Origin of the sequence: Micromonospora sp. NPDC049171, from assembly GCF_040648275.1 — a bacterium.
Lineage (GTDB): Bacteria > Actinomycetota > Actinomycetes > Mycobacteriales > Micromonosporaceae > Micromonospora.
Window position 1 is genome coordinate 115,787 of the sequence record NZ_JBEZDJ010000021.1, and the last position, 21,509, is coordinate 137,295.

Sequence of the window (21,509 nt, forward strand, 5' to 3'; positions counted from 1 at the left end):
GTCACGGTGTCACCTCTTCTCGCGGCTGCGGGGCTCGCAAAACCGGCTCACTCCTCGCGCTCACGGCAGCACCCCCTTCGACTGGAGGGCGTCGGCGATGGCGCCGCGCAGCTCGTCGGCGGTCTGCTGGGGACGGATCGCCGCCGGCGGCGACAGGATCGCCGACATCACGGTGGAGATGCTCTGGTACGCCGGCGTCAGGGGACGGGTCACCGGCTCCTTCAGCTCTTCCAGGATGGTGTCCTTCATCGGGTACGCCTCGGTCATCTCCGGGTCCTCGAAGACCGCCTCGATGGTGGGTGGCACGCCGTCGTTGATGGCGGAGAACTTCTGGTGTTCGGCGCTGCGGATGCACCGGGCCGCCTCGAAGGACAGCTCCGGGTGCTTGGAGTAGGAGCTGATCGCGAGGTTGACCCCGCCGATGGTGACCTTGCTCGGGGTGCCCTCGTCGATGCCGGGGATCCGGGCCCAGCCGACCTGCTTGGCCAGCTCCGGGTTGGCTTCCTGCAGGGCCGGGTAGACGAACGGCCAGTTCACCTGGAACGCGCCCGAGCCGGACTGGAACTCCAGCCGGACCGGGTCCTCGGTGGCGTTGCTGAACGACGGCGAGGTCACGCCCGACGTGGCGAACTTCTTCAGTTGCTCCAGCGCCCGGACCGTGCCGTCGTCCATCACGGCCTTCGTGCCGTCGTCGTTGAGGATCTTTCCGCCGGCGCTCTCGGCCAGGGTGTTGTAGAGGACGACCAGACCCTCGTACTGGGCGCCCATGGTGAGCACCTGGTACGGCTTGCCCTGGTCCTTGAGTTGCTGGGCCGCGCTGATCATCTGGTCCCAGGTGGTCGGCGGCTGCGGCACCAGATCCTTGCGGTACCAGAGCAGTTGGACGTTCGTGTTCTTCGGTGCGGCGTACAACTTGCCCTGATAGCGGGCGGTGTCCAGCGGCCCGGCGAGGGTGCCCTGCTCGACCTCGGCCTTGTCCTGGCCGGTCCACTCGCGGATCCAGTCGGCGCTGGCGAACTCCTGGGTCCAGGTCACGTCCAGCCCCAGCAGGTCCATTCCGCTGTCCTCGGCGGCCAGCCGGCGCACCATCTGCACCCGCTGGTCGTCGGCCTGCCGGGGCAGCACCTGGTAGGCGATCTCGTACCGCCCCTGGGCCTGCGCGTTGCAGTCGTCGACGACCTTCTTGAGGTTCTGCTCGGGCGGGTAGTACAGGTTGATCGTCGGTGGGCCGCCATCGTCGCCCGCGCCGCACGCGGCGAGCGGTGCGACAAGCGCCAACGCGGCGGCCGCCGCGCCCAGCCGCACAATCGGTCGGCGTCGGTGTCGTGCCGTTTCGGGGTCCGTCATCGCCCTCCCCCTCTCTTCGGCGGAAAACCGGGGAGGGCATCCGTGCCCCGGCGCACGGCGAGTCATCTCCGAGCCGACGAGCTGCGAAAACGCCACGGTCCGGATGCTCTGTGCGGCTACTCTGCCCCACCCGCGAAGTCGCGAAACCTGGCTGTCACAACCGAGGTCTGCGCCGTGCGCCGCCGCCGTCACCCACGCCAGGCAGGCCGAGGTGCAGGACGTGCGACGCCGCACGTCGATGCCCCGATCGTGATCGACTCGGCTTCCTGAAAGTCGCGCTGTCACCGCGCCAGGGAAACCGCGCCTTCAGAAAGCCGAGTCGATCAAGCGCCGGGATACGTCCTCGTGCCGGCGGCCGGCATCGTCGTCACGCCGATCACCGTCGGCTTCGCCTGGGCCACCGACTACAGCACGGCACCGGCAGTGGTGGTCGCGGAGATCGCCATGGTCCTGGCCGCGCTCGCGGGTGCCACGCCTGACCCATGACTCCGCGGTGCTGACAAGTGAGGGCCCCGGCTACACCGACGGGGTGCCGCTGATCCATTTCCCGGGATGACCGACGGCGGGCCGAGCATCAGCCCCGGGCTCTCGGCCGGGAGAGAACCCGCTCAGCCATCCTGGGCAGCGGGTGGAGCTGGGTGAGCAGTGCTGACCAAAGACGATCAACCTCGAAAACGGAGATCTTGGACATTTTCCGTTCGGGCAAAACGGAAAATGTCCAAGATCTACCCGAAGAGGTCCTGCGCCCGCCGGCAGCCGACCGAGCTGATCAAGGAAGTGGCGACGTCATGGACATGCTGACCTCTCAATGGCGGAAGTCGACCAGGTCCGGCGGCAACTTCCCGGGATGACCCACGGCCAGCCCAGAGCGACGTCAGCCCCGGGCTCTCGCCCAGGAGAGGAAGCGCTCGGTCATCCGGGCCGGCGGGTGGTCCGGGTGGAGTTGGGTGAGCTGGGCCGTCGCCTCGCTCATGAGAGTGCCGAGGTAGATGAGCAGCGCGATCCTGTTGGTCCGGTACTCCGACAGCAGGGTGAGCTTCGCCGGCTGACAGGGCCATTCGCTGCCGCAGCTACGGCACCGCCACAGCGGACGCATGGCGACGTGCGGGACGGGCGGCCGGACCACCATCACCGCCACCCCGCGATGTGGTGGTGATCTGTCGGGCTCAGCACATCGACCTCCTCGGCGGCGGGAAGGGGCCGCTCCCGCAAGGGGGTGACGGGAGCGGCCCGGGCAGAGCCCGCCGCCGCCATCCCCGGCCACCAGCGAGCCCGCCACTGGTGACAGTTTGCGATGACCCGACTACGGTCGATACGTGCTCGCGGCATCCGTGCAGGTCAAGGGCCCGGTCGAGCAGCCACGAAGGACACGCCGGTTCAGGTTGGGCAGGGATTGGGGATTCGATGGGCAACGTCACCGATTACGTGTTGGAGGAGCTGCGCCTGTTCCGCACGGGGCTCGGGCTCAGTCAGGACGACTTCGGCAGGGGCATCGGCTATTCCGGCTCGCACGTCAGCTCGGTGGAGACCGGCGGACGAGCGCCCACGAAGGAGTACATGCGGGCCATCGACGCCCACCACCCGACCGCCGAACGCTTCCAACGGATGCTGGAGAGGTTGGCCCGGCTCGACGCCGAGCCGGCCTGGCTGCGCGAGTGGATCGAGTTCGAGCGGGAGGCGACCACGCTGCGCTGGTTCGAGTTGGCGTACGTGCCGGGTCTGCTCCAGACCGAGCGGTACGCGCGGGCCACGCTGGCCGGTGGCCGGTTCGACGCCGAGGACGTGGACCGGATCGTCGCCTCCCGGCTGGAGCGGCAGGCGATCCTGCAACGGTCACGCCCGCCGCAGCTCATCGCCGTCCTGGACGAGGCGGTGCTGCGCCGGCCGGTGCTCGACCAGCCGGGGCTCATGGTCGAGCAGTGCGAGCACCTGGTGCAGTTGGCGACGGCGGAGCACATCCAGGTGCACATCGTGCCGGTAGATGCGGGGATGTATCTGGGGCTGGCCGGGCAGTTCATCATCGCCGAGATGCCCGACGGTGAGCGGGTGGCTCACGCCGACAACCAACTCACCGCGCAGTTCGTCGATGCGCCGACCGAGGTCGCTAAGCTGGCGAAGACGTGGGAGATCGTGCGAAACGAGGCGCTCCCCCGCCGGCAGTCAACCGAGCTGATCAAGGAAGTGGCGAAGTCATGGACATGCTGACCCCACAGTGGCGCACGTCGACCAGGTCCGGCGGCAACGGCGGGTCCTGCGTGGAGGTCGCCGACAACCTGCCGAGCGTGGTGCTGGTGCGCGACACCAAGGACCGCGACGGCGGCACCCTGCACGTCCACCCGACGGCCTGGAAGGCGTTCGTCGCGTACGCCAAGCAGCACTGAACGTAGGCTCGGTCACCCGGGCCTGGGATTTTGGACAGTTGCCGTCCTGTCCGGACGGGAGCTGTCCAAAATCCACCTGACCCAGCGCCGGTGCGGGCCAAGAATGCTGGGATGACGATCGCGCGCTTCAAGGATCTCTGTCTGGACGCCACCGACGCAGTCACCCTGGGCGGGTTCTGGGCCCGGCTGCTCGACGGTGACGTGGCCGACGCCGGCGAGGACGACACCCGGGTGGACCCCCGCTCGGCACGCTCGGACGCCGAGTCGATCTGGGTGAACAAAGTTCCCGAACCACGGCTGGGCAAGACCCGCGTACACCTGGATCTGCGGTTGGCCGACGCGGACCCGGCGGCGTTGCTCGCGGCCGGCGCACGGCTGGTTCGCGAGCCGGCCGGCGAGGCCACCTGGTGGGTGCTCGTCGACCCGGAGGGCAACGAGTTCTGCGCCTTCCCGGCTCGCGAGGGCACCGCGCCGGGCCCGTTCGAGCTGGTCGTCGACTCGGCCGACCCGGTCGCGCAGGCGACCTGGTGGGCCGGTGTGGTCGGCGGCACCGTCGAGGACGAGCCGAACCACGCGTGGATCACCGGCGCGACCGGGTTCCCCTGGGACTACTGGGTCTTCGTCGGGGTGCCCGAGCCCAAGACGGTCAAGAACCGGCTGCACTGGGACGTCGACCTGGCCGACCCGGAGCCCACGGCGCTTGTCGACGCGGGCGCGACACTGCTGCGCGAGCCCCACGCACAGGCCCGCTGGTGGGTGCTGGCCGACCCGGAGGGCAACGAGTTCTGCGCCTTTCCGCCGCGCCCCATCGGATGACCGGCCGACTACCGGGCGCGGGCGGCATCGACTAGCGTTTTCGTAACGCCGCAGCCAGCGCGCTCGCCGCCGCCGTCGACACGCCTCCGGCCGACCCCATGCCTGCCCGATCGGTTGGTAATCGCGGGAACGTCCCACCGCCGCTCCCCCGGTTCGGCAGGATCGTCCCAACGAGGAGGTGCCGTCGTGCAGGACACCCGCGCTCTCGCCCTGACGTTCGAGGTGAGCGGCCTGCCACCGGTCAAGACCGAAGCGTTGTCCATCTTCGCGGCCGGGCACCGGCAGGCGACGAGGGTCCGCGCCCTGCTCCAGTCCGCTCTCACGGCGGCTCAGCACACCGGCTGGACGCCGTTGCGCGGGCCGATCGAGGTGGATCTGGTCCTGCGGTGCCCGCCCGGGCACCGGACGGCCGACGCCAGCACCCTGCTCGGCGGCGTCTGCGCCGTGTTGCAGGACAAGAGGCGGGTGACGTCGATCGGCCTCAGCCACCTCGGGGTGCTGGTGGACGTCGCCCTCTACGACGACGACCGGCAGATCCGCCGCCTGTCGTACCACGAGGAGCCGGCGGAGGAATTTTCTTACCAGGTACGGGTCGCCGCCGTACCGGACGGGGTTTGACCGACGGCCGCGGTGGGGTATCGCGGACGCCGACGAAGGGAGCACCGATGTCGGAGCCACATGTCACGCTCGACCCACGCGGGCTCGACCCTGTGCAGCAGAAGCTGCGCGGCCCGCTGGAGGAGCAACTGACCTCGGCGCTTCAGGCTGCCACCGACCGGGTCCGCGCCCACTACGGTGGCGAACCGGTCGAGCAGGTCTGCCAGCGGCTGTTGGAGGAGACCCGCTCTGGGTTGCATCCCGACATCGCGGCCGGGTTCAACCCGGACATGGACGAGTTCTGCCGGGTGGCGGTGTCGATCGTCCGCGGCGGGGCCTCCTGAGGGCAGACCCCTGATCAGTACCGGTCGAGCTGGGCGTACGGGCTGAGCACGATGCGCGGCGAGAGGGCCGGGTCCAGCCAGTTGAGCACGCCGACCAGGTGGTCGTGGGCGAGCGAGACGCAGCCGGCCGTGGCGTTGCCGGCGCTGAGCCGGAACTCGTGCAGGAAGATGCCGCTGCCCGCGTTGGGGATCGGGGTCGGCACGTTCGGTGGCATGTTGTAGGTGATCACCGCGAAGTGCGTGTACGACGGGATCTCCTGCCACAGCGCCTCGCTGGCCCCACCCGGGTCGGTCGCGCTCTGCTGGAAGGTGTTGTAGCGCGGGGACGACGGGTTCTCGTTCCACCAGTCACCGCTGACCAACCGGTGGTAGGGGTATCGCACACCCGGGTTGGCGGCGATGCCGTACATGGTGGGGCCGATCGAGTAGACCCCGGTGGGGGTGGTCGGCACGCCCTCCACGTGGTTGTCGGTGAACCCCTTGGAGCCGATGCGGGCGGGCAACGCCGCCGAGGCCGGCCGCCAGCGACCCCGGATCCGCGCGTACGCCTCAAGGGTGGCGTAGGTGGTGGTGTAGCTGGTCGCGCCGACCACGATCACCTGTTGGGTCTGCGGCGGCAGGGTGGTCAACCGGGCGGCCAGGTTGGGGCGCGGCGTGGTCGGCCGGGGGCTGCGGCGCACCGGTGGGGTGGTGCCCCCGGGCGGCGGCGGCCGGGTCGCGCCGAGCGCGGGAGCCGTCGACGCGAGCAGGGTCGGCGCCGCCAGACCAGCGGCGGTGCCGAGCAGGAGGGATCTGCGCTTCATCCGGTCATCCTGACAGTCGAACCGACGTACGGTCTGCCCCGCTCACCGGGTCCGGTCGATCCGTGGCCGGGTCAGGGCCGGGTCCGCAACTACCCTGCCCTGACCCTCGGCCGTCCGGATGATGGGAGCGGACAGCTCCGGCACTCAGCTCCACGGTGCCAACCGCCGAACGCCGGCGCTTACGGCACGTACCCCGCCGAGCCGCGAGCGCCGGCCCAGGCTAGGCCGGTCCGAACCGGGCGGACAAGCCGCGCGGGGCGAGCGACGGCGCGACTGACCTCAGGGTAAAAATCAGGCAAGTCGGCGTAACGCGACCATGATCGCGGACGCTGTTCGCTGTCGGTACGCTCAGAAGTGCCGCAGCAGGTCGCGGAACGCGGCGAGGCGCAACACACCGCCGTCGGTGGGGTCCAGTTCGTCGTTCTCCAGGACCCACGTGTTCTCGTTCGGGATGAAGACCGCGTTCAGCCCGGCCGCGCGTGCCGGCAGGATGTCCGACTTCGGGGAGTTGCCGATCATCCAGGCGCGCGACGGGTCGAGGCGGTGTTCCCGGATCAACCACCGGTACGTCTCGACGTCCTTCTCGGCGACGATGTGCGCGGCCCGGAAGTGGTGCAGCAGCCCGCAGGCGTCCAGTTTGCGCTGCTGGTCCGCCTGGTCGCCCTTGGTGAGCAGCAGCAACTCGTGCCGGCCGGCCAGCTCGTCGAGCGCGTCGGCCACCCCGGGCATCAGCTCCACCTGATGCTCGACCAGGGCGACCGCCAGGCGTTCGATCTCCTGCCGCTCGGAGTCGGTGGCCGGCCGTTCGCGCAGCCGTTCCAGGCACTCCGCCAGACTGCGCAGGAAGACCTTGCTGCCGTAGCCGTGGGCCACCGTGTTGGCCCGCTCGATGTCGTCGAGGATCAGCCGGATCTCCGTGCGGTCCAGTGTGGGGTGGTCGAGCCACTCCAGAAAATCGTTGATCACCTGCTCGAAGACGACGTTGTTCTCCCACAACGTGTCGTCCGCATCGAAGATCAACGCCTGCGCCTGCCGTCGCGCCGCCTCGCCGTCCGTCATACCGTCCCCTCCCCGTGCTGTCGCCGCCCAGTCGAAGGGACAGGATAGGCGGGAGATCGACGCTGGGTTCCGGACTTTTCCGTGAACCGTCTCGGCCCGGCGTTCGTCTGGAGTGCGGAATGGATTCTTGGCGGCCGCGAGGTTCGGGACAGGTCATGAGGAGCACGACGTGATCACGATGAAGTGGGTTGCCAGCGCGGCGCTGCTGGCGTGCACCGGTGCGCTGGTGGCCTGCGGGGCCGACGCCGACAAGGCGCCGACCACCGGGGCGGGCACGCCGACACCGTCGGGCGCCGTGGCGGGCACGCCGACGCCCCCGGCGGGGAAGCCGTCACCCACGGTCGCGACAGATCCCCTGCTGTCCGGCAAGCGCGAGATCACGATGCTGCGGGTGCAGGGGTCCGGCAACGCACTGGAGCTCAGCGGTCGACTCGAGGAGGGCGGCGACACCGGCGGACGCGTCCTGTTCGTTCCGGTGCCGATCGGGGACGACAGGTACGTGATCAAGGCTTTCGGCACGAAGGACGACCACCCGGCCAACGACGACCCGTCCTGCTGGGCGGTGAACGCGCTGGACATCGAGCCCGAGCTGACCATCGACGCCGCCATCTGCGACGTGGACGACCCGATCCAGCGGTTCACCATCCTCGCCCAGGGCAACGGCACGTACGCGATCCGCAGTGAGAACCGGTTCCTTCAGCACCTCGCCGGCAACGGTCTGATCCTCAAGGAGTTGGGCAACAGGCCGCTGGGCACCACGTTCCGGTTCGTCGACAAGGGGCCCCACGACCGCGAGCCCCTCAACTGACCACGCCGCTCGTCACGGCCAGCGCAGCAGCCGTTGGGCGATCAACGCCTCCCGCTCCTCCTGCCCCTCGGGTCGGAGCCGACCGCCCCGGGTGAGCATCACCACGCCGTGCAGCAGGCTCCAACCCACCTCGGCGAGGGTGTCCGGGTCGCGGCCCTCGGCCAACGGGGTCAGGGCCGCGCGCAACTCGGCGAAGACCGCCCGCGGCGCGGCCGGCACACCATCGACGCCGAGGGCCAGGTCGGGGGTCAGCGCGAGCATCGCGTCATAGACCTCCGGATTGGTGTACGCGAAGTCGAGGTACGCACTCGCGACCGCCGGCCAGGCCCCTTCGGGGCTGCCGGCGGCCTCCGCGTGCGCCTCCGCCAGATCGGCGGCCAGGTCGGCGAAGGCGCAGACGGCGACGGCGGCGAGGAGTGCCTCAAGATCTGCGAAGTGCCGGTAGAGGTCACCGACGTCGATCTCGGCCCGCTCGGCGAGCCGTCGGGTGCTCACCCCCGCCCAGCCCTCCGCCTCGGCCAGCTCTCGCGCGACCGTGACGATGAGGTCACGCCGGTCCTGTTCGGTGGCCTTCTCGGCAGGTCCGGGCACGCAGTCGAGCGTAAGGGCGGACACCTGTCGTAGTCGCCTGGTGACGGATTGGCGACTGTGCGGGCCGACTCAGGCCAGCAACGCCAACCGGTCGACGAGGGAATCCCACAGGTGCGGCGGCCAGGGGAACAGCGGCGTCGCCACCTGGAGCTGCGCGTACCCGTGCAGACCGACCCAGAGGGCCGTCGCGTCGGCGAAGGGATCCGCACTTGTCGAGAGTCCCTTCGCGACGCACTCGGTGAGCGTGCGGTGGAAGACGTCGAAGGCTCCCATGCCGAGCACGGCGAGGTCGTCCGCCAGCGCCGGGGCACGATCGCGGGCCTGGCTGGCGTCCCAGACCGCCCCGAACATCAGGGCGTACCGGTGGGGCTGCCGCTCGGCGAAGGCCAGGTAGGCCGCGCTGATCGCCCGTAGACGCGCGGCGGGATCCGCGTCGTCCGGCCGGGTCAGCTCCTGCTCCAGGGCGGCGAACGCGCGCTGGGAGACCACGAGCAGGATCGAGTCCAGGTCGGGGAAGTGCGCGTAGATCGACGGTGCCGAGATGCCGGCCTCCCGGGCCACCGCCCGCAGCGTCACGCTCTGCGGATCACCACCGTCGAGCAGCTTGCCGGCGGCGCTGACGATCTCCTCGCGCAGCTGCGCGCCTTCGCCGCGCTTGTTGCGAGCCCGCGTTCTCGGTGTGGTCACCGCGTAAGCTTACACCCGTAAGGCCAGCGGACCAGGTCCCTCGCCCCCAGGTGCCAGAGCGGACCGTCGCTCGTTGGGTGAGGGGATCACCACGACGGGAGGGCACGTGGTCGCTCGACGGCACCGACCCGTGGCGCACGGATGAGCGAGCCGCGCGGCGTACGGCTGGTGCGTGGCGAGACCAGTCGGCAGCGGGCGACGTTTCTGGAACTCTTCCTCGACCTGGTCTTCGTCTTCGCCCTCACCCGGATCTCGGCGCGGGTGATCAGCGACTTCACCGACGGTCAGCGGGGCGTGTACGCGGGCCTCGGTCAGGCCCTGCTGCTGTTCCTGGCACTGTGGGCGGTCTGGTCGTTGACGGTCTGGTCGACAAGTTGGCTGGACCCGGAGGCGTCGATCGTCCAGACCGTCATCGTGCTGACGGCGGTCGGCGCCATGACGATGGCGGTCGCGGTGCCCGACGGCTTCGGCGCGCGTGCCTCCCTGTTCGCCATCACCTATGTGAGCCTCCAGATCGGCCGGGTGGTCTACTTCCACCTCGCCGGGCACGGCCGGCCCGATCCCCGGCAGACCTTCCGGGTCCTGTTCTGGTTCGGTCTGAGCGCACCGCTCTGGGTCATCGGTGGCCTGGCCGCCGAGGGTACGATCCGTGGGCCACTGTGGACCGCCGCCGTGCTGATCGACTACACCGGGCTCTTCCTCGGCTGGCCGACCCCCCGCGTCGGCGCGCAACGGATCGGCGGCCAGGCAATCGCGGCCGGGCACCTGGCCGAGCGATACCAGCAGTTCCTCCTCATCGCGATCGGTGAGGCGATCTTCGTCATCGGGCTGGCGTTCAGCGGCAGCGAATTCCACGCCGACCAGACGGCCGGCTTCGTCCTGGCACTGGCGACCACCGTCCTGCTCTGGCGGATCTACTTCCACGTCGCGGGAGGGCTGCTCGACGCCGCCATCGGCCGCTCCCGCAACGCCGCGCGGCTCACCACCGACATGGCATCCGCCCACCTCATCATGATCGCGGGAATCGTCCTGACCGGCGTCGGCCTCGAACTGTTCATCACCGAACCCCGCGGGCATCTCCCGGCGGCGTGGCTGATCGCCATCCTCGGCGGCCCGGTGCTCTTCCTCGTCGGTCGGGCGACGCTCGAATACCAGGTGTTCGCCCGGGTGTCCCGATCCCGGATCGCTGGCCTGCTGGCCCTCGGCCTGCTGGTGCCGGTGACGCTGCGACTCGATCCGCTGAGCGCGGGGGCCGTCACCGCCGTGGTGTTGCTCGGCGTGGCGGTCGCGGACTCGCGCCGCTCACGGCAGCGCCCACCGGAGACACCCACCCCTCCGCTGTAGTGCCCCGCGGGGCAGCGATGCCGCTGTAGTGCCACCGCGGGGCATCGATGCCGCTGTAGTGCCCCTGCGGGGCAGCGATGCCCGCCGGCCAGGCATGTTGCCCCCTTCGACGCTGCCGGCTCAACGACGCAGGCCGGCCTCGCGCCGCATGTGCGACAACTTCTCGGGGTTACGCACGGCGTAGATCGCGGTGATCAGGCCCTCGTCGAAGCGCAGCGCGATGACCGTGTCGATCCCGCCGTCGAGATGGAAGAGCAGCGCCGGGTGCCCGTTGACCTGGGCCGGTCGCAGCGACATGGCCGCGGCCCTGGCCGGTGTGCTGGCCAGCAGGCGGGCCACCCGGTCGGCCCCCGCGACGGGCCGCAGCACCGCCTGTCTGATTCCGCCGCCATCGCCGAGGAACACCACGTCCGGTGCGAGGACGTCGAGCAACCCCTGCACGTCGCCCGTCTCGACGGCCCGCCGGAACGCGTCGAGCGCACGTCGGGAGTCGGCCGGGGAGATCGCCCCGCGGGGTCGGCGCGCGGCGACATGCGCTCGTGCCCGGTGCGCGATCTGGCGGACCGCCGCCGGACTCTTGTCCACGGCTCCGGCGATCTCGTCGTAGTCCAGCGCGAAGACCTCGCGCAGCACGAACACCGCCCGCTCGGTCGGCGCGAGCGTCTCCAGCACCAGCAGCATCGCCATCGAGACGCTCTCGGCGAACTCCACGTCGTCGGCGACGTCCGGTGCGGTCAGCAGCGGCTCGGGCAACCAGGAGCCCACGTAGGACTCCCTGCGCCGGCCGACCGCGCGCAGCCGGTTGAGCGCCTGGCGGGTGGTGATCCGGACCAGGTACGCCCGCGGATCCCGCACCGTCGCGAGATCCGCGTCCGCCCACCGCAGCCAGGTCTCCTGGAGTACGTCCTCGGCGTCAGCGGCCGAGCCGAGCAACTCGTAGGCGACGGTGAAGAGCAGGTTTCGGTAGGTGACGAACGCGTCGACGGCGGTGCCATGCCCACTCAGCACTGTGCTCAGCTCCAGTCTTCTCGTTCTCGACCGCGTCGCCCACCAGACACCGGTCCCCCGCCCCCTGTGACACCTGGCGTCTGTGTGCCGGATCACCCGCCGACCTGTCACAGCGCGTCGGCCGGTGGTGTCTCCTGTTCGACCCGCAACGGACGGAGGAACCTCATGAACCTGGCTCTGTGGATCGCGGCCGGACTGCTGGCCGCAGTCGCCCTGACCGCCGGCAGCACCAAGACATTCGTACCCAAGGAGAAGTTGGCCGCCGCCAACGGCGGTGGGTGGACCGACGATGCCAGCGTAGGCTTCGTCAAGACCCTCGGGGTCCTCGAACTCCTGGCCGCGGTCGGCCTGATCCTGCCCGCCGTGCTCGACATCGCACCGGTGCTGGTGGCGGTGACCGCCGCCTGCTGGGTCCTGCTGATGGTCGGCGCGATCATCACCCACCTGCGGCACGACGAGGCGAGGTTCGTCGTGCTGAACCTTGCCTATCTCGCCCTGGCCGCCTTCGTGGCCTGGGGCCGGCTCGGCCCCGAGCCCTTCACCGGCTGACCCGGGCGAGACCAGAGCCTCAGTCGTCGGACAGCGTCTTGATGCCATGGGTCTCGAGCAGCGCGGGCATCGGGTCGGCGAGGTGCCGGTGCGCCGGTCGCCAGATGCCTCCCACGTTGACCGACGAGTTGGGCCCCGGCACGTCGTACGGACCGCCTCGGGGATAGACCGTCAGCGTGCTCCCCCACATGCCCCTCCACATCCCCGCGTCCACCCAGCCCATGCGCTCGATGTCAGCCCAGGCGTACGAGCGCCGCAGGCCGGCGCGCCCGCGCACCAGCAGCCCGATGTCGTCCGCGAGGACGGCGTTCCGCCAACGGGTGAACGCGAGGACGATCGAGGCGGTGCCGAGCAACAACCCGGCCCAACTGACCCGATCGAACAGCACCCCGACCAGGACCAGGGTGCCCACGAAAGCACCCGGAATCGCGATGGTGGGCCAGGCCCGGGACTGCCCGAGGACAAGGACCTCACCTACTGGCTCGATCGGCTCCCCCATGGACGTCCACGATAGTGAACGAGACACACATTCGCGTCGATCCACACGCTCTCGCGCCGCCGGCACACCTGGTGGTCGGCCTCTTCGCGCTGCGCGTCCCGGTCGGGGCCCGAACTGGGCCCCGACCGGGACCGCCGGTCAGCCGATCCGGTCGGCGGGCCGCCCGCGCCGGGTCACCAGCACGAGGACCATGCCGGCAAGAGCCAACAGCGCGCCGACCGCCAACGGTACGGCGATCGCGTCACCGGTCACCGGCAGGCTCCGCGGCAGGTAGCGGAAGACGAGCCCACTGGAGACCCCACCATCGGTGCGTACCGTGACCGTGGTGTTCCCGGCCGCGCAGGCCGGCGTACGGAAGGTCAACGAACGCCCGCCCGACGCCACGGTGACCCCGCTCGCCGGGATGGTCTGACCGCAGACGGTGACCACGGTCCGACCGGGAACGAAGCCGGAACCACGGACCGTCACGGTGCTACCGCCGGCTGCCGGCCCCTCGGCCGGGCTCAGCGCGTCGACGACCGGTGGGGCGATCCGGTACGTGAAGCCGTCCGCCCTGACGACGTCGTCACCGGGCACCTGCACTGTCACGTCCACCGGGCCGGGCAGGCCGGGCGGGGTGACCACGGTGATCGTGGTGCCGGCCGGGTTGACGGTGAACCCGGTGCCGGGCACCCCGTCGAAGGTCACGCCCGTTGCGCCGGTGAGGCCGGTCCCGGTGATCGTCACCGTGGTGCCACCCGCGGTCGGCCCGGTCGTCGGGGTCAGCCCCGTCACGGTGTGGTTACCGCCGGCGGCCAGGTACGAGTAGTCCAGCGGCGCGGACGCACCACCGCCGGTGCTCACCACCACGACCGCCGGGCCGACGGCGCCGGGCGGCGTGACCGCCGTCAACGACGTGCCCTGCGGGTCGACAGTGACGTCGGTGGCCGGAGCACCGTCGAACGTGACAGTCGTGCTCCCCGGGACGAAGCCCGTACCGGTGATCGTCACGGTCTGGCCGCCCGCCTGCGGCCCCTGGTTCGGCGCTATCGCCCCGGCGGTCGGCGCGACGGCCACGTAGGTGAAGCCGTCCGGCGCGTCCGCGTTCCCACCCGGGAGGAGCACTGTGACGTCCACCGGGCCGGCCGGCCCCGGCGGTGTGACCACGGTCAGCGACGTGCCGCCCAGGCCGACGACGAGGTTGGTGCCCGGTGTGCCACCGAAGGTCACGGCGGTCGCGCCGGTGAGGCCGGTCCCGGTGATCGTCACCGTCGTGCCACCGATGGTCGGCCCGGAGGTGGGCGAGAGACCGGTGACCACACCCCCACCGGCCAGGTACGTGTAGCCCAGCGGCGGTGCCGTGCCGTTCACCGTGCTGATCACCACCGATGCCGGGCCGATCGCGCCGGCCGGGGTGACCGCCGTGAGGGAGGTGCCGTTCGGCGCGACCGTGACGCCGGTCGCCGGCACGCCGTCGATGGTGACGGTGGTGCCACCCTGGACGAAGCCCGTACCGGTGATCGTCACGGTCTGGCCGCCCGCCTGCGGGCCCTCGTCCGGAGTGATCGTCGCGGCGGTGGGCGCCGCCGGCGGACGCGCGCAGGTGGCCTCGGCCACGATCACGGTCCCGATCGGGATGGTCGTCTGTTCGCCGAGAAGCAGGCCCGACAGGGTGAGGGCGGCCCGCACGGCGACCGCGGCGGCACCGTCGGCGGTCGTCGTCTCGACCCGGGTCAACGAGGCGCTCAGGATCGCACCCACCAGCCCCGGCACCACCACGGGCACGCTTGCCACGACCGGAGGGCCGTTCGGCTCCGGCGTCACCGCCGAGCCGAAGAGCTCCAGCCCGACAAGCGTGGTGCCGGCGCCTGTCGCACCGACCTGCGGGCAGGTCGCGGTAGCGGTGGCCTCGGTCAGGCCCAGCACCTCGACGCCGAGCGCGGCCAGGTTGAAGTCGGTGACGCGGGCGGACGCCGACGAGGAGGCCACCGCCCGGGTGGCGGTCACCTCGACGTTGCCGCTGGCGGTCACGCCGATCGACCCGGGCAGCGAGATGGCCTGGTTGTCGGTGTCGGTGCCACCGGCGGGCGGGGCGGCGGCCGTGCCTACTGTCGCGTCGGCGCTGATCACCGGCGTGCCGAGCACCACCGCGGACAGGTCGACGACCACGCCTCGCGCGCTCGCGTCACCCGGCGCCGCCCAGGCCGGCGTCCCCAGCCCCAGGGTCGCCAGGCCGACGACAAGCATCGCTGTGGATGCGGTAGTGATTCTTCGCAGGACAGAGCTCACCAATTTCCCCCGTTCAGATCGACTGACGGGCGTGCTCGGCGGTCGATACCCGTCAACGACTGAACGATGAAAAACAGGACAAGTTATGGCATTAGGTACATTTCTCCCCCGATCGCACCCCAAGGGAGTGCGCGGCGCGAGCAGATCTTGCGGGCCGGGCGGACGTGGGGATGGTGGTCAGCGGCGGAGGGTGAGGATCAGGTCGGCTACCAGGGCTGTCCAGCCGGTCTGGTGCCAGGCTCCCAGGCCGGCCCCGTTGTCACCGTGGAAGTACTCGGGGAAGGAGATCAGGTCCCGCCAGTCCGGGTGGGTCTGGAACATTTGGGCGGCACCGTAGATCGGCCGTCGACCCCAGTCGTCCTGGGTGAAGAGCGAGATCAGCCGGGCGGAGAGGTCGTCGGCGATCTCGTCGAGCGAGCGCTTCACCCCGGAGCGGGTCGGGTACTCCACCTGGAGGTCGTCGCCGAAGAACGCCGCGTAGTCGCGCAGCGCGCTGACCAGCAGGAAGTTCGTCGGCATCCAGATTGGACCACGCCAGTTGGAGTTGCCGCCGAACAGGCCGCTCGTCGACTCGGCCGGCTCGTAGCCGACGGAGAACTCCTGGCCGCCGAGGGTGACCGAGAACGGCTTGTCCAGGTGCGCACGAGACAGCGTACGCAGGCCGAAGTCGGACAGAAACTCGTCGGGGTCGAGCATCCGGGCGAGCAGTCGGACCACCTGCTCCTGACCGACCATGGACAGCAGTCGCTGCTGCCGGCCGTCCGGGCCCAGCCGGCGGGTGCCGATCACCTGCGCGTACTCCGGGCGGTTGGTGAGGAACCAGCGCAACCGCGCGCCCAACTCCGGTAGGCGGTGCAGGGTCTTCGCGGTGAGCCGGGTGGTCGCGGCCAACGGCAGCAGGCCGACGACGGAACGGACCTTCAACGGCACCTTCGTGCCGTCGACGAGGCGCAGCACGTCGTAGAAGAACGCGTCCTCGTCGTCCCACAACCCCTGTTCGTACGCGGCGGCGGCGATGTAGAGGAAGTGCTCGAAGAACTTGGTGGCGGTGTCCACCCAGGTCCGGTCATGCTCGGCGAGCACGATGGCCATGTCCAGCAGGTTGAGCGCGTACATGGCCATCCAGCCGGTGCCGTCGGACTGCTCCAGCACACCGGCCACCGGCAGCGCCGCCGACCTGTCGAACGGCCCGACGTTGTCCAGCCCGAGGAAACCGCCCTCGAAGACGTTGTTGCCGCCGGTGTCCTTGCGGTTGACCCACCAGGTGAAGTTGAGCAGCAGCTTGTGCATCACCCGGCCCAGGAACTCGTAGTCCCGACCCCCGTCGATCTCGAACACCTTCAGCGCCGCCCACGCGTGCACCGGCGGGTTCACGTCGCCGAACGCCCACTCGTACGCCGGAATCTGTCCGTTGGGATGCAGGTACCACTCGCGCAGCAGGAGCAGCAGTTGTTCCTTGGCGAAGCCCGGGTCGACCCGGGCGATGCTGACGCAGTGGAAGGCCAGGTCCCAGGCCGCGTACCAGGGATATTCCCACGGGTCGGGCATGGAGATGACGTCGAAACTGGTCATGTGCCACCAGGCGCTGTTGCGCCCGTGTCGACGACCGGCCGGCGGTGTCGAACCCGGGTCGCCCTCGAGCCAGCGTTTGACGTCGAAGTGGTAGAACTGCTTGCCCCACATCAGCCCGGCGATGGCCTGCCGGGCCACCAGCGCCTCGTCGGCGGTGGCGGCCGATGGGATGACACCGGCGAAGAAGCGGTTCGCCTCGGCCCGCCGCGCCCACACCACGGCCTCGAAGCCCTCGCTGAGGTCGGCCGGGGGTGGCGGCGCGGCGGCCGGCGGCGACGCGGTGCGGGTCAGCCGCAGCCGGATCTGGCGTTGCCCACCGGCCGGCACGTCCAGCACGTAGTGCAGCGCGCCCTTGGTGCCCTCCCGCGCGGGGTTGACGGTGGCCGCGCCGTTGACGACGTGGTCGTTGATGCCGTCCTTGGGGTACGGCGAGCGGCCGGGCAGACCCCAGAGCCGTTCGGCGTTGGTGTCGTTGTCGCAGAGCAGCGGCACCGGGCCGCCGTCACCCTCCAGCAGCAGTTGGCCGAGCACCCGGTGCTCGCCGACGAGCCGGGTGCCCTGGCCGGTCAGTTTCGGGATGCGGTCACCACCGGGCAGGCCCCACGCCCACGTGTTGCGGAACCACAGGGTGGGCAGCACGTGCAGGGTCGCCGCCCGGTCGCCCCGGTTGGCCACGGTGACGACCATGCACAGGTCGGTCGGGGACGCCTTGGCGTAGTCGACGGTCACCGCCCAGTACCTGTCGTCGTCGAAGATGCCGGTGTCGACAAGCTCGTACTCGGTGTCGTCGCGGCCGCGCAACGCGTTCACCGCGACGAGTTCGTCGTACGGGAAGGCGGCCTGCGGGTAGTGGTAGCGCCAGCGCATCCAGGAGTGCGTTGGAGTCGAGTCGAGATACCACCAGTACTCTTTCGCGTCCTCGCCGTGGTTGCCGGTGTCGCCGCCGAGGCCGAACATCCGTTCCTTGAGGATCGGGTCCTTGCCGTTCCACAGTGCGAGGGCGAACGCGAAGGTCTGTCGTTCGTCGCAGACGCCCGCCATCCCGTCTTCGTTCCACCGGTAAGCTCTGGACCGCGCGTGGTCATGTGGGAAGTAGTCCCAGGCCGTACCGTGCTCGCTGTAGTCCTCCCGTACCGTCCCCCACGCCCGTTCGGACAGATAGGGACCCCATGCGCGCCAGTCCTGCTCCCCCGAGTCCGCCTGGGCGAGCCGGAGCCGCTCGGCGTCGGGTGGCGAGGCGTCGGAGGACGATCGGTCAGTGATCACGTGCATATCTTTGACGTCGCCGCGGTACTTGACCACAGCGGCCATTCTCGTCGTGGCGTGTTACACCCCGCCGCCGGTGGAGGAAAGTTGATTGACATTCACTTCGGCCCGCAGGTCTGCGGCGATCTGACCAGCGCGGCCAGCCGGGAGTGGCTGGTTCCGGACGGTCTCGGCGGCTACGCGATGGGCACCGTCGCCGGGCTGCGGACCCGCCGCTACCACGGTCTGCTGGTGGTTCCCGGCGAAACCCCGGCGTCTCGCCAGGTGGGACTGGTGAGTCTCGATCCGGCGGTCACCCTGCCGTCCGGTGCGCGGGTCCGGCTCGGCGCGCACGAGTGGTCCTCCGGCGACGTGGATCCGCGCGGCTTCGAGCTGTTGGAACGCTTCGACCTGGTCGACGGCCTGCCCCGGTGGCGGTGGCGGATCGGGTCGGTGGTGATCGAACGGGAGGTGGCCATGCTGCCCGGCCGCTCCTGTGTGGCGGTGGTGCACCGGCTGGTCGCCGGCGGTCCCGTCCGGCTGGAGTTGTCCGCCGCCTGCACGTGGCGCGACGCGCACGGCGAGCGGCGGGCCGACGGCCCGACCCCGCAGGTCGAGTCGGTGGCCGGCGGTGCGGTGGTCGAGGGCGCGTACCGGCTGGCCGGGCCGGGCTGGACGCCGGAGGGGCAGTGGTGGCTGGGCGTGCACCACCGCGAGGAGGCCAACCGGGGCCTGCACCCGGACGAGGATCTCTGGTACGCGGGGCGTTTCGTCGGCGAGTTGGACCGCCCCGGCGACACGGTGTCGGTGCGGGCCTGGGCCGATCCGCTCGACCTGGAGCCACCGTCGGCGGAGGAGATCGTGGCGACGGCCCGGCGGCGCAACCGGCAGGTGGTGGCGACGGCGAAGCCGGCCGACGACGTGGAGGCCACCCTGGCGCTGGCCGCCGACGCGTTCGTGGTGCGCACCGGCGACGCGGCGGTGGACGTGGTCGCCGGTTACCCCTGGTTCGGGGCCTGGTCCCGGGACACGATGATCTCGTACGAGGGGTTGTTCCTCTGCACCGGTCGGGCCGACCTGGGCCGGGCGCTGCTGCGGTCGTACGCGGCGACGCTGTCCGAGGGGATGCTGGCCAACACGGCCGACACCGGCCGGGTGGAGTACAACACCGTCGACGGCACCTTGTGGTTCCTGCACGCGGTGAGCCGGCACGTCACGGTCACCGGTGACACCGATCTCGGCGACGAGTTGCTGCCCGCGCTGCGTGCGGTGATCGACGCCCACGTGGCCGGCACCCGCTACGGGATCGCCGTCGACCCGGCCGACGGGCTGCTCGGCCAGGGTGCCGCCGGCACCGCGCTGACCTGGATGGATGCCCGCGTGTACGGGGTGCCGGTCACCCCGCGTACCGGCAAGCCGGTCGAGGTCAACGCGTTGTGGATCAACGGGCTGGCCGGGCTCGCGGAGTTGACCGAGTTGGCCGGGCAGGACGCGGACGAGCTGTGGCGACGGCACGGGCAGGCGACCGCCTCGTTCCGGGAGCGGTTCCCGGCACCGACCGGCTGGCTGCACGACGTGCTGGACGCGCCCGCTCCGGCGTACCCCCTGGGTGGGGCCGCCCTGCACGACGACGACGCGCTGCGTCCCAACCAGTTGCTGGCCTGGTCTCTGCCGTTCGCGCCGCTGGAGCCGGACGAGGCGACGCTGCGCCGCGTCGCGGACGGGTTGCTCACCCCGCTCGGGCCGCGCAGCCTCGCGGAGGATTCGCCCGAGTTCGTGGGCCGGCACCGGGGTGGCCCGGCCGAGCGGGACGGGGGCTACCACCAGGGCACGGTGTGGCCGTGGCTGCTCGGCCCGTACATCGACGCCGCCCGCCGGGGGAAGATGTCAGTCGATGACACATTCGTTGGGATTGAGTCTCATCTGACCGAATATGGATTAGGCTCGGTAAGCGAGACGGCCGACGGCCTCGCGCCGCACGCCGCGACCGGCTGCCCATTCCAGGCGTGGTCGGTGGCCGAGCTGCTGCGGGTGCGCCGGAAGGGCCAGTAGCGCTTTACACGACCGCAACGGTGGTGTCGCCGCCGGTTATCTCGGTCCCGGCAGGATTGGCCCCGATCCAGACGCGACGGCGACATCAATCCGGTGTCGGTCGGCGCGCGCCCGGGGACAACTCAAAGGGGGCCGCATGTCACCCGACGCCCACGTGATCGACATCCACCCCGCCCGGCAGCTGCGCATCCTGATGCTGTCCTGGGAGTACCCGCCGGTGCTCGTCGGCGGCCTCGGCCGCCACGTGCACGCCCTCTCCGTCGCCCTCGCCGCCGCCGGCCACGAGGTCACCGTCGTCACCCGCCACACCGTCGGCGCACCCATGGAGGAGTACGCAGACGGCGTCCGCATCCTGCGCGCCCCCGAAGACCCGGTCACCTTCCCCCTCGCCACCGACTCCCTGCTGGCCTGGACCATGGCCTTCAACCACACCCTCACCCGCACCGCCCTACGCGCCACCCAGGCCGGCGCCTACGACGTCATCCACGCCCACGACTGGCTCGTCGCCCACACCGCGATGACGTTGCGCGACCACCTGGACCTGCCCCTGGTCACCACCATGCACGCCACCGAGGCGGGGCGGCACCAGGGCTGGCTGCCGGAGGAGATGAACCGCACCATCCACGGCGTCGAGCAGTGGCTCAGCAGCGAGTCCAGCCGGGTGATCGTCTGCTCCGGCTACATGCGTGAGCAGGTGAAGGCCCTGTTCGACATCCCGGCCACCCAGGTCGACGTGGTGCCCAACGGGGTCGACGGCCGGGCCTGGCGGGCCCGTCCACGCGCGGTCGCGTCGGCCCGGGCACGGTTCGCCGGGGACGGCCCGTTGGTGGGGTACGCCGGGCGGCTGGTCTACGAGAAGGGCGTCCAGCACCTGGTGCACGCGGTGCCCCGACTGCGCGAGCGGCACCCGGGGCTGCGCGTGGTGATCGCTGGCGACGGCCCGTACCGCGCCGAGTTGGAGGCCCAGGCCCGCCGGCTGGCGCTGTCCTCGACCGTCCGGTTCACCGGCTTCCTCGATGCCACCCAGCTGCCGGCGATGCTCGGCGCCACCGACGCGACAGTGGTGCCCAGCCTCTACGAGCCGTTCGGCATGGTGGCGTTGGAGGCGGCAGCCGCCGGGGCGCCGCTCGCCGTGGCCCGCACCGGCGGCCTCGCCGAGATCGTGGAGTCCGGCGTGACCGGAGTGACGTTCCCCCACAGCGACCCGGACGCGCTCGCCGGCGCGGTCGGTCAACTGCTCGACGACGAGATCTTCGCCCGGAGGGTGGCGCGCCGGGCCCGCACCATGGTCGGCGAACAGTACGGGTGGACCACGATCGCGGCCCGCACCGCCGCCAGCTACACCGCGGCCCGTCGGGAGCACGGCCCGCTACAGGCCCGCCGCGCCACGGCCCGACTGGCAGGTGGACGTGCCCGGATCGCCATCCCGGAGGGAAATCTGCTGGCGCGCGTGGACCACGCCGCGTGCTGAGCCAAGTCGGACTACCGATAGGTGACTCCCGATCCGCTGGTTAGGGTGTAGCCCGGACAGCGGCTGAG

At 70.8% G+C, this 21,509-nt stretch carries 21 protein-coding genes; 11 read left to right on the forward strand and 10 right to left on the reverse strand.

What is annotated here, in order from left to right:
- Positions 1-60: 60 nt before the first annotated feature.
- Entirely contained in the window at positions 61-1,347 is a 1,287-nt protein-coding gene (locus AB0B14_RS25170; protein WP_357524529.1) for an ABC transporter substrate-binding protein, read from the reverse strand.
- A gap of 345 nt (positions 1,348-1,692) precedes the next feature.
- On the opposite strand from AB0B14_RS25170, the gene AB0B14_RS25175 reads away from it, so the two are divergent.
- Positions 1,693-1,833 carry a hypothetical protein gene (locus AB0B14_RS25175; RefSeq protein WP_357524532.1) on the forward strand — a complete coding sequence of 47 codons (141 nt, stop codon included), beginning with the start codon at positions 1,693-1,695 and terminating at the stop codon, positions 1,831-1,833.
- Between the two features lie 388 nt (positions 1,834-2,221).
- On the opposite strand, the gene AB0B14_RS25180 is transcribed toward AB0B14_RS25175, so the two are convergent.
- The gene (locus AB0B14_RS25180) at positions 2,222-2,476 is read right to left on the reverse strand and encodes a flavin reductase (protein ID WP_357524533.1); all 255 of its coding nucleotides are present in this window, start codon (positions 2,474-2,476) and stop codon (positions 2,222-2,224) included.
- Positions 2,477-2,751: 275 nt separating this feature from the next.
- Between AB0B14_RS25180 and AB0B14_RS25185 the strand changes: the two genes are divergently transcribed.
- The 5 genes from AB0B14_RS25185 (at position 2,752) to AB0B14_RS25205 (ending at position 5,485) form a co-directional block, all read left to right on the forward strand.
- The gene (locus AB0B14_RS25185) at positions 2,752-3,552 is read left to right on the forward strand and encodes a helix-turn-helix transcriptional regulator (RefSeq protein WP_357524535.1); all 801 of its coding nucleotides are present in this window, start codon (positions 2,752-2,754) and stop codon (positions 3,550-3,552) included.
- Positions 3,546-3,728, forward strand: a complete 183-nt coding sequence (locus tag AB0B14_RS25190) for a DUF397 domain-containing protein (protein ID WP_357524583.1) — start codon at positions 3,546-3,548, stop codon at positions 3,726-3,728. Before AB0B14_RS25185 ends, AB0B14_RS25190 begins: the two co-directional genes overlap by 7 nt.
- Before the next feature lie 111 nt (positions 3,729-3,839).
- On the forward strand, positions 3,840-4,544 hold the full coding sequence (locus AB0B14_RS25195; protein WP_357524537.1) for a VOC family protein: 705 nt from the start codon (positions 3,840-3,842) through the stop codon (positions 4,542-4,544).
- A 186-nt stretch (positions 4,545-4,730) separates the two neighbouring features.
- The gene (locus tag AB0B14_RS25200; RefSeq protein ID WP_357074439.1) at positions 4,731-5,162 is read left to right on the forward strand and encodes a hypothetical protein; all 432 of its coding nucleotides are present in this window, start codon (positions 4,731-4,733) and stop codon (positions 5,160-5,162) included.
- 47 nt (positions 5,163-5,209) lie between these two features.
- Positions 5,210-5,485, forward strand: coding sequence for a hypothetical protein (locus tag AB0B14_RS25205; protein ID WP_357074436.1), 276 nt, complete (start codon positions 5,210-5,212; stop codon positions 5,483-5,485).
- A 14-nt stretch (positions 5,486-5,499) separates the two neighbouring features.
- On the opposite strand, the gene AB0B14_RS25210 is transcribed toward AB0B14_RS25205, so the two are convergent.
- Entirely contained in the window at positions 5,500-6,288 is a 789-nt protein-coding gene (locus tag AB0B14_RS25210; protein WP_357524539.1) for a L,D-transpeptidase family protein, read from the reverse strand.
- Positions 6,289-6,636: 348 nt separating this feature from the next.
- A complete protein-coding gene (locus AB0B14_RS25215) occupies positions 6,637-7,347 on the reverse strand; it encodes an HAD family hydrolase (RefSeq protein WP_357524540.1) in 711 nt (236 codons plus the stop codon).
- Between the two features lie 169 nt (positions 7,348-7,516).
- On the opposite strand from AB0B14_RS25215, the gene AB0B14_RS25220 reads away from it, so the two are divergent.
- The gene (locus tag AB0B14_RS25220; RefSeq protein WP_357524542.1) at positions 7,517-8,155 is read left to right on the forward strand and encodes a hypothetical protein; all 639 of its coding nucleotides are present in this window, start codon (positions 7,517-7,519) and stop codon (positions 8,153-8,155) included.
- Between the two features lie 12 nt (positions 8,156-8,167).
- On the opposite strand, the gene AB0B14_RS25225 is transcribed toward AB0B14_RS25220, so the two are convergent.
- On the reverse strand, positions 8,168-8,746 hold the full coding sequence (locus AB0B14_RS25225) for a TetR/AcrR family transcriptional regulator (protein WP_357074424.1): 579 nt from the start codon (positions 8,744-8,746) through the stop codon (positions 8,168-8,170).
- A gap of 69 nt (positions 8,747-8,815) precedes the next feature.
- A complete protein-coding gene (locus AB0B14_RS25230) occupies positions 8,816-9,433 on the reverse strand; it encodes a TetR/AcrR family transcriptional regulator (RefSeq protein ID WP_357524544.1) in 618 nt (205 codons plus the stop codon).
- Positions 9,434-9,574: 141 nt separating this feature from the next.
- Between AB0B14_RS25230 and AB0B14_RS25235 the strand changes: the two genes are divergently transcribed.
- The gene (locus tag AB0B14_RS25235) at positions 9,575-10,777 is read left to right on the forward strand and encodes a low temperature requirement protein A (protein WP_357524546.1); all 1,203 of its coding nucleotides are present in this window, start codon (positions 9,575-9,577) and stop codon (positions 10,775-10,777) included.
- Between the two features lie 120 nt (positions 10,778-10,897).
- Here the strand turns inward: AB0B14_RS25235 and AB0B14_RS25240 are convergent, their stop codons facing one another.
- Positions 10,898-11,785, reverse strand: a complete 888-nt coding sequence (locus AB0B14_RS25240; protein ID WP_357524548.1) for an RNA polymerase sigma-70 factor — start codon at positions 11,783-11,785, stop codon at positions 10,898-10,900.
- Between the two features lie 165 nt (positions 11,786-11,950).
- On the opposite strand from AB0B14_RS25240, the gene AB0B14_RS25245 reads away from it, so the two are divergent.
- Positions 11,951-12,334, forward strand: coding sequence for a DoxX family protein (locus tag AB0B14_RS25245; protein ID WP_357524550.1), 384 nt, complete (start codon positions 11,951-11,953; stop codon positions 12,332-12,334).
- A 19-nt stretch (positions 12,335-12,353) separates the two neighbouring features.
- Here AB0B14_RS25245 and AB0B14_RS25250 read toward each other — a convergent pair whose 3' ends face one another.
- The 3 genes from AB0B14_RS25250 to AB0B14_RS25260 form a co-directional block, all read right to left on the reverse strand.
- Positions 12,354-12,833: a hypothetical protein gene (locus AB0B14_RS25250; protein ID WP_357524552.1), complete on the reverse strand. Its 480-nt coding sequence runs from the start codon at positions 12,831-12,833 to the stop codon at positions 12,354-12,356.
- A 138-nt stretch (positions 12,834-12,971) separates the two neighbouring features.
- Positions 12,972-15,059, reverse strand: a complete 2,088-nt coding sequence (locus tag AB0B14_RS25255) for an IPT/TIG domain-containing protein (RefSeq protein WP_357524554.1) — start codon at positions 15,057-15,059, stop codon at positions 12,972-12,974.
- 219 nt (positions 15,060-15,278) lie between these two features.
- Positions 15,279-17,945, reverse strand: coding sequence for a glucosidase (locus AB0B14_RS25260; protein WP_357074701.1), 2,667 nt, complete (start codon positions 17,943-17,945; stop codon positions 15,279-15,281).
- Between the two features lie 81 nt (positions 17,946-18,026).
- Here AB0B14_RS25260 and AB0B14_RS25265 point away from each other — a divergent pair, with 81 nt between their 5' ends.
- Both AB0B14_RS25265 and AB0B14_RS25270 read left to right on the forward strand, forming a co-directional pair.
- Positions 18,027-19,970: an amylo-alpha-1,6-glucosidase gene (locus AB0B14_RS25265; RefSeq protein WP_357524556.1), complete on the forward strand. Its 1,944-nt coding sequence runs from the start codon at positions 18,027-18,029 to the stop codon at positions 19,968-19,970.
- Between the two features lie 136 nt (positions 19,971-20,106).
- Positions 20,107-21,441: a glycosyltransferase family 4 protein gene (locus tag AB0B14_RS25270; protein WP_357524558.1), complete on the forward strand. Its 1,335-nt coding sequence runs from the start codon at positions 20,107-20,109 to the stop codon at positions 21,439-21,441.
- Positions 21,442-21,509: the final 68 nt, after the last annotated feature.

Bases quoted from the DNA above. Each gene is read 5' to 3' on its own strand.
- AB0B14_RS25270 (WP_357524558.1), top strand. From the start codon at position 20,107: ATGTCACCCGACGCCCACGTGATCGACATCCACCCCGCCCGGCAGCTG.
- AB0B14_RS25190 (WP_357524583.1), top strand. From the start codon at position 3,546: ATGCTGACCCCACAGTGGCGCACGTCGACCAGGTCCGGCGGCAACGGC.
- AB0B14_RS25210 (WP_357524539.1), bottom strand. From the start codon at position 6,288: ATGAAGCGCAGATCCCTCCTGCTCGGCACCGCCGCTGGTCTGGCGGCG.
- AB0B14_RS25215 (WP_357524540.1), bottom strand. From the start codon at position 7,347: ATGACGGACGGCGAGGCGGCGCGACGGCAGGCGCAGGCGTTGATCTTC.
- AB0B14_RS25250 (WP_357524552.1), bottom strand. From the start codon at position 12,833: ATGGGGGAGCCGATCGAGCCAGTAGGTGAGGTCCTTGTCCTCGGGCAG.
- AB0B14_RS25170 (WP_357524529.1), bottom strand. From the start codon at position 1,347: ATGACGGACCCCGAAACGGCACGACACCGACGCCGACCGATTGTGCGG.
- AB0B14_RS25185 (WP_357524535.1), top strand. From the start codon at position 2,752: ATGGGCAACGTCACCGATTACGTGTTGGAGGAGCTGCGCCTGTTCCGC.
- AB0B14_RS25195 (WP_357524537.1), top strand. From the start codon at position 3,840: ATGACGATCGCGCGCTTCAAGGATCTCTGTCTGGACGCCACCGACGCA.
- AB0B14_RS25260 (WP_357074701.1), bottom strand. From the start codon at position 17,945: ATGCACGTGATCACTGACCGATCGTCCTCCGACGCCTCGCCACCCGAC.
- AB0B14_RS25235 (WP_357524546.1), top strand. From the start codon at position 9,575: ATGAGCGAGCCGCGCGGCGTACGGCTGGTGCGTGGCGAGACCAGTCGG.
- AB0B14_RS25205 (WP_357074436.1), top strand. From the start codon at position 5,210: ATGTCGGAGCCACATGTCACGCTCGACCCACGCGGGCTCGACCCTGTG.
- AB0B14_RS25180 (WP_357524533.1), bottom strand. From the start codon at position 2,476: ATGGTGGTCCGGCCGCCCGTCCCGCACGTCGCCATGCGTCCGCTGTGG.
- AB0B14_RS25255 (WP_357524554.1), bottom strand. From the start codon at position 15,059: ATGCTTGTCGTCGGCCTGGCGACCCTGGGGCTGGGGACGCCGGCCTGG.
- AB0B14_RS25245 (WP_357524550.1), top strand. From the start codon at position 11,951: ATGAACCTGGCTCTGTGGATCGCGGCCGGACTGCTGGCCGCAGTCGCC.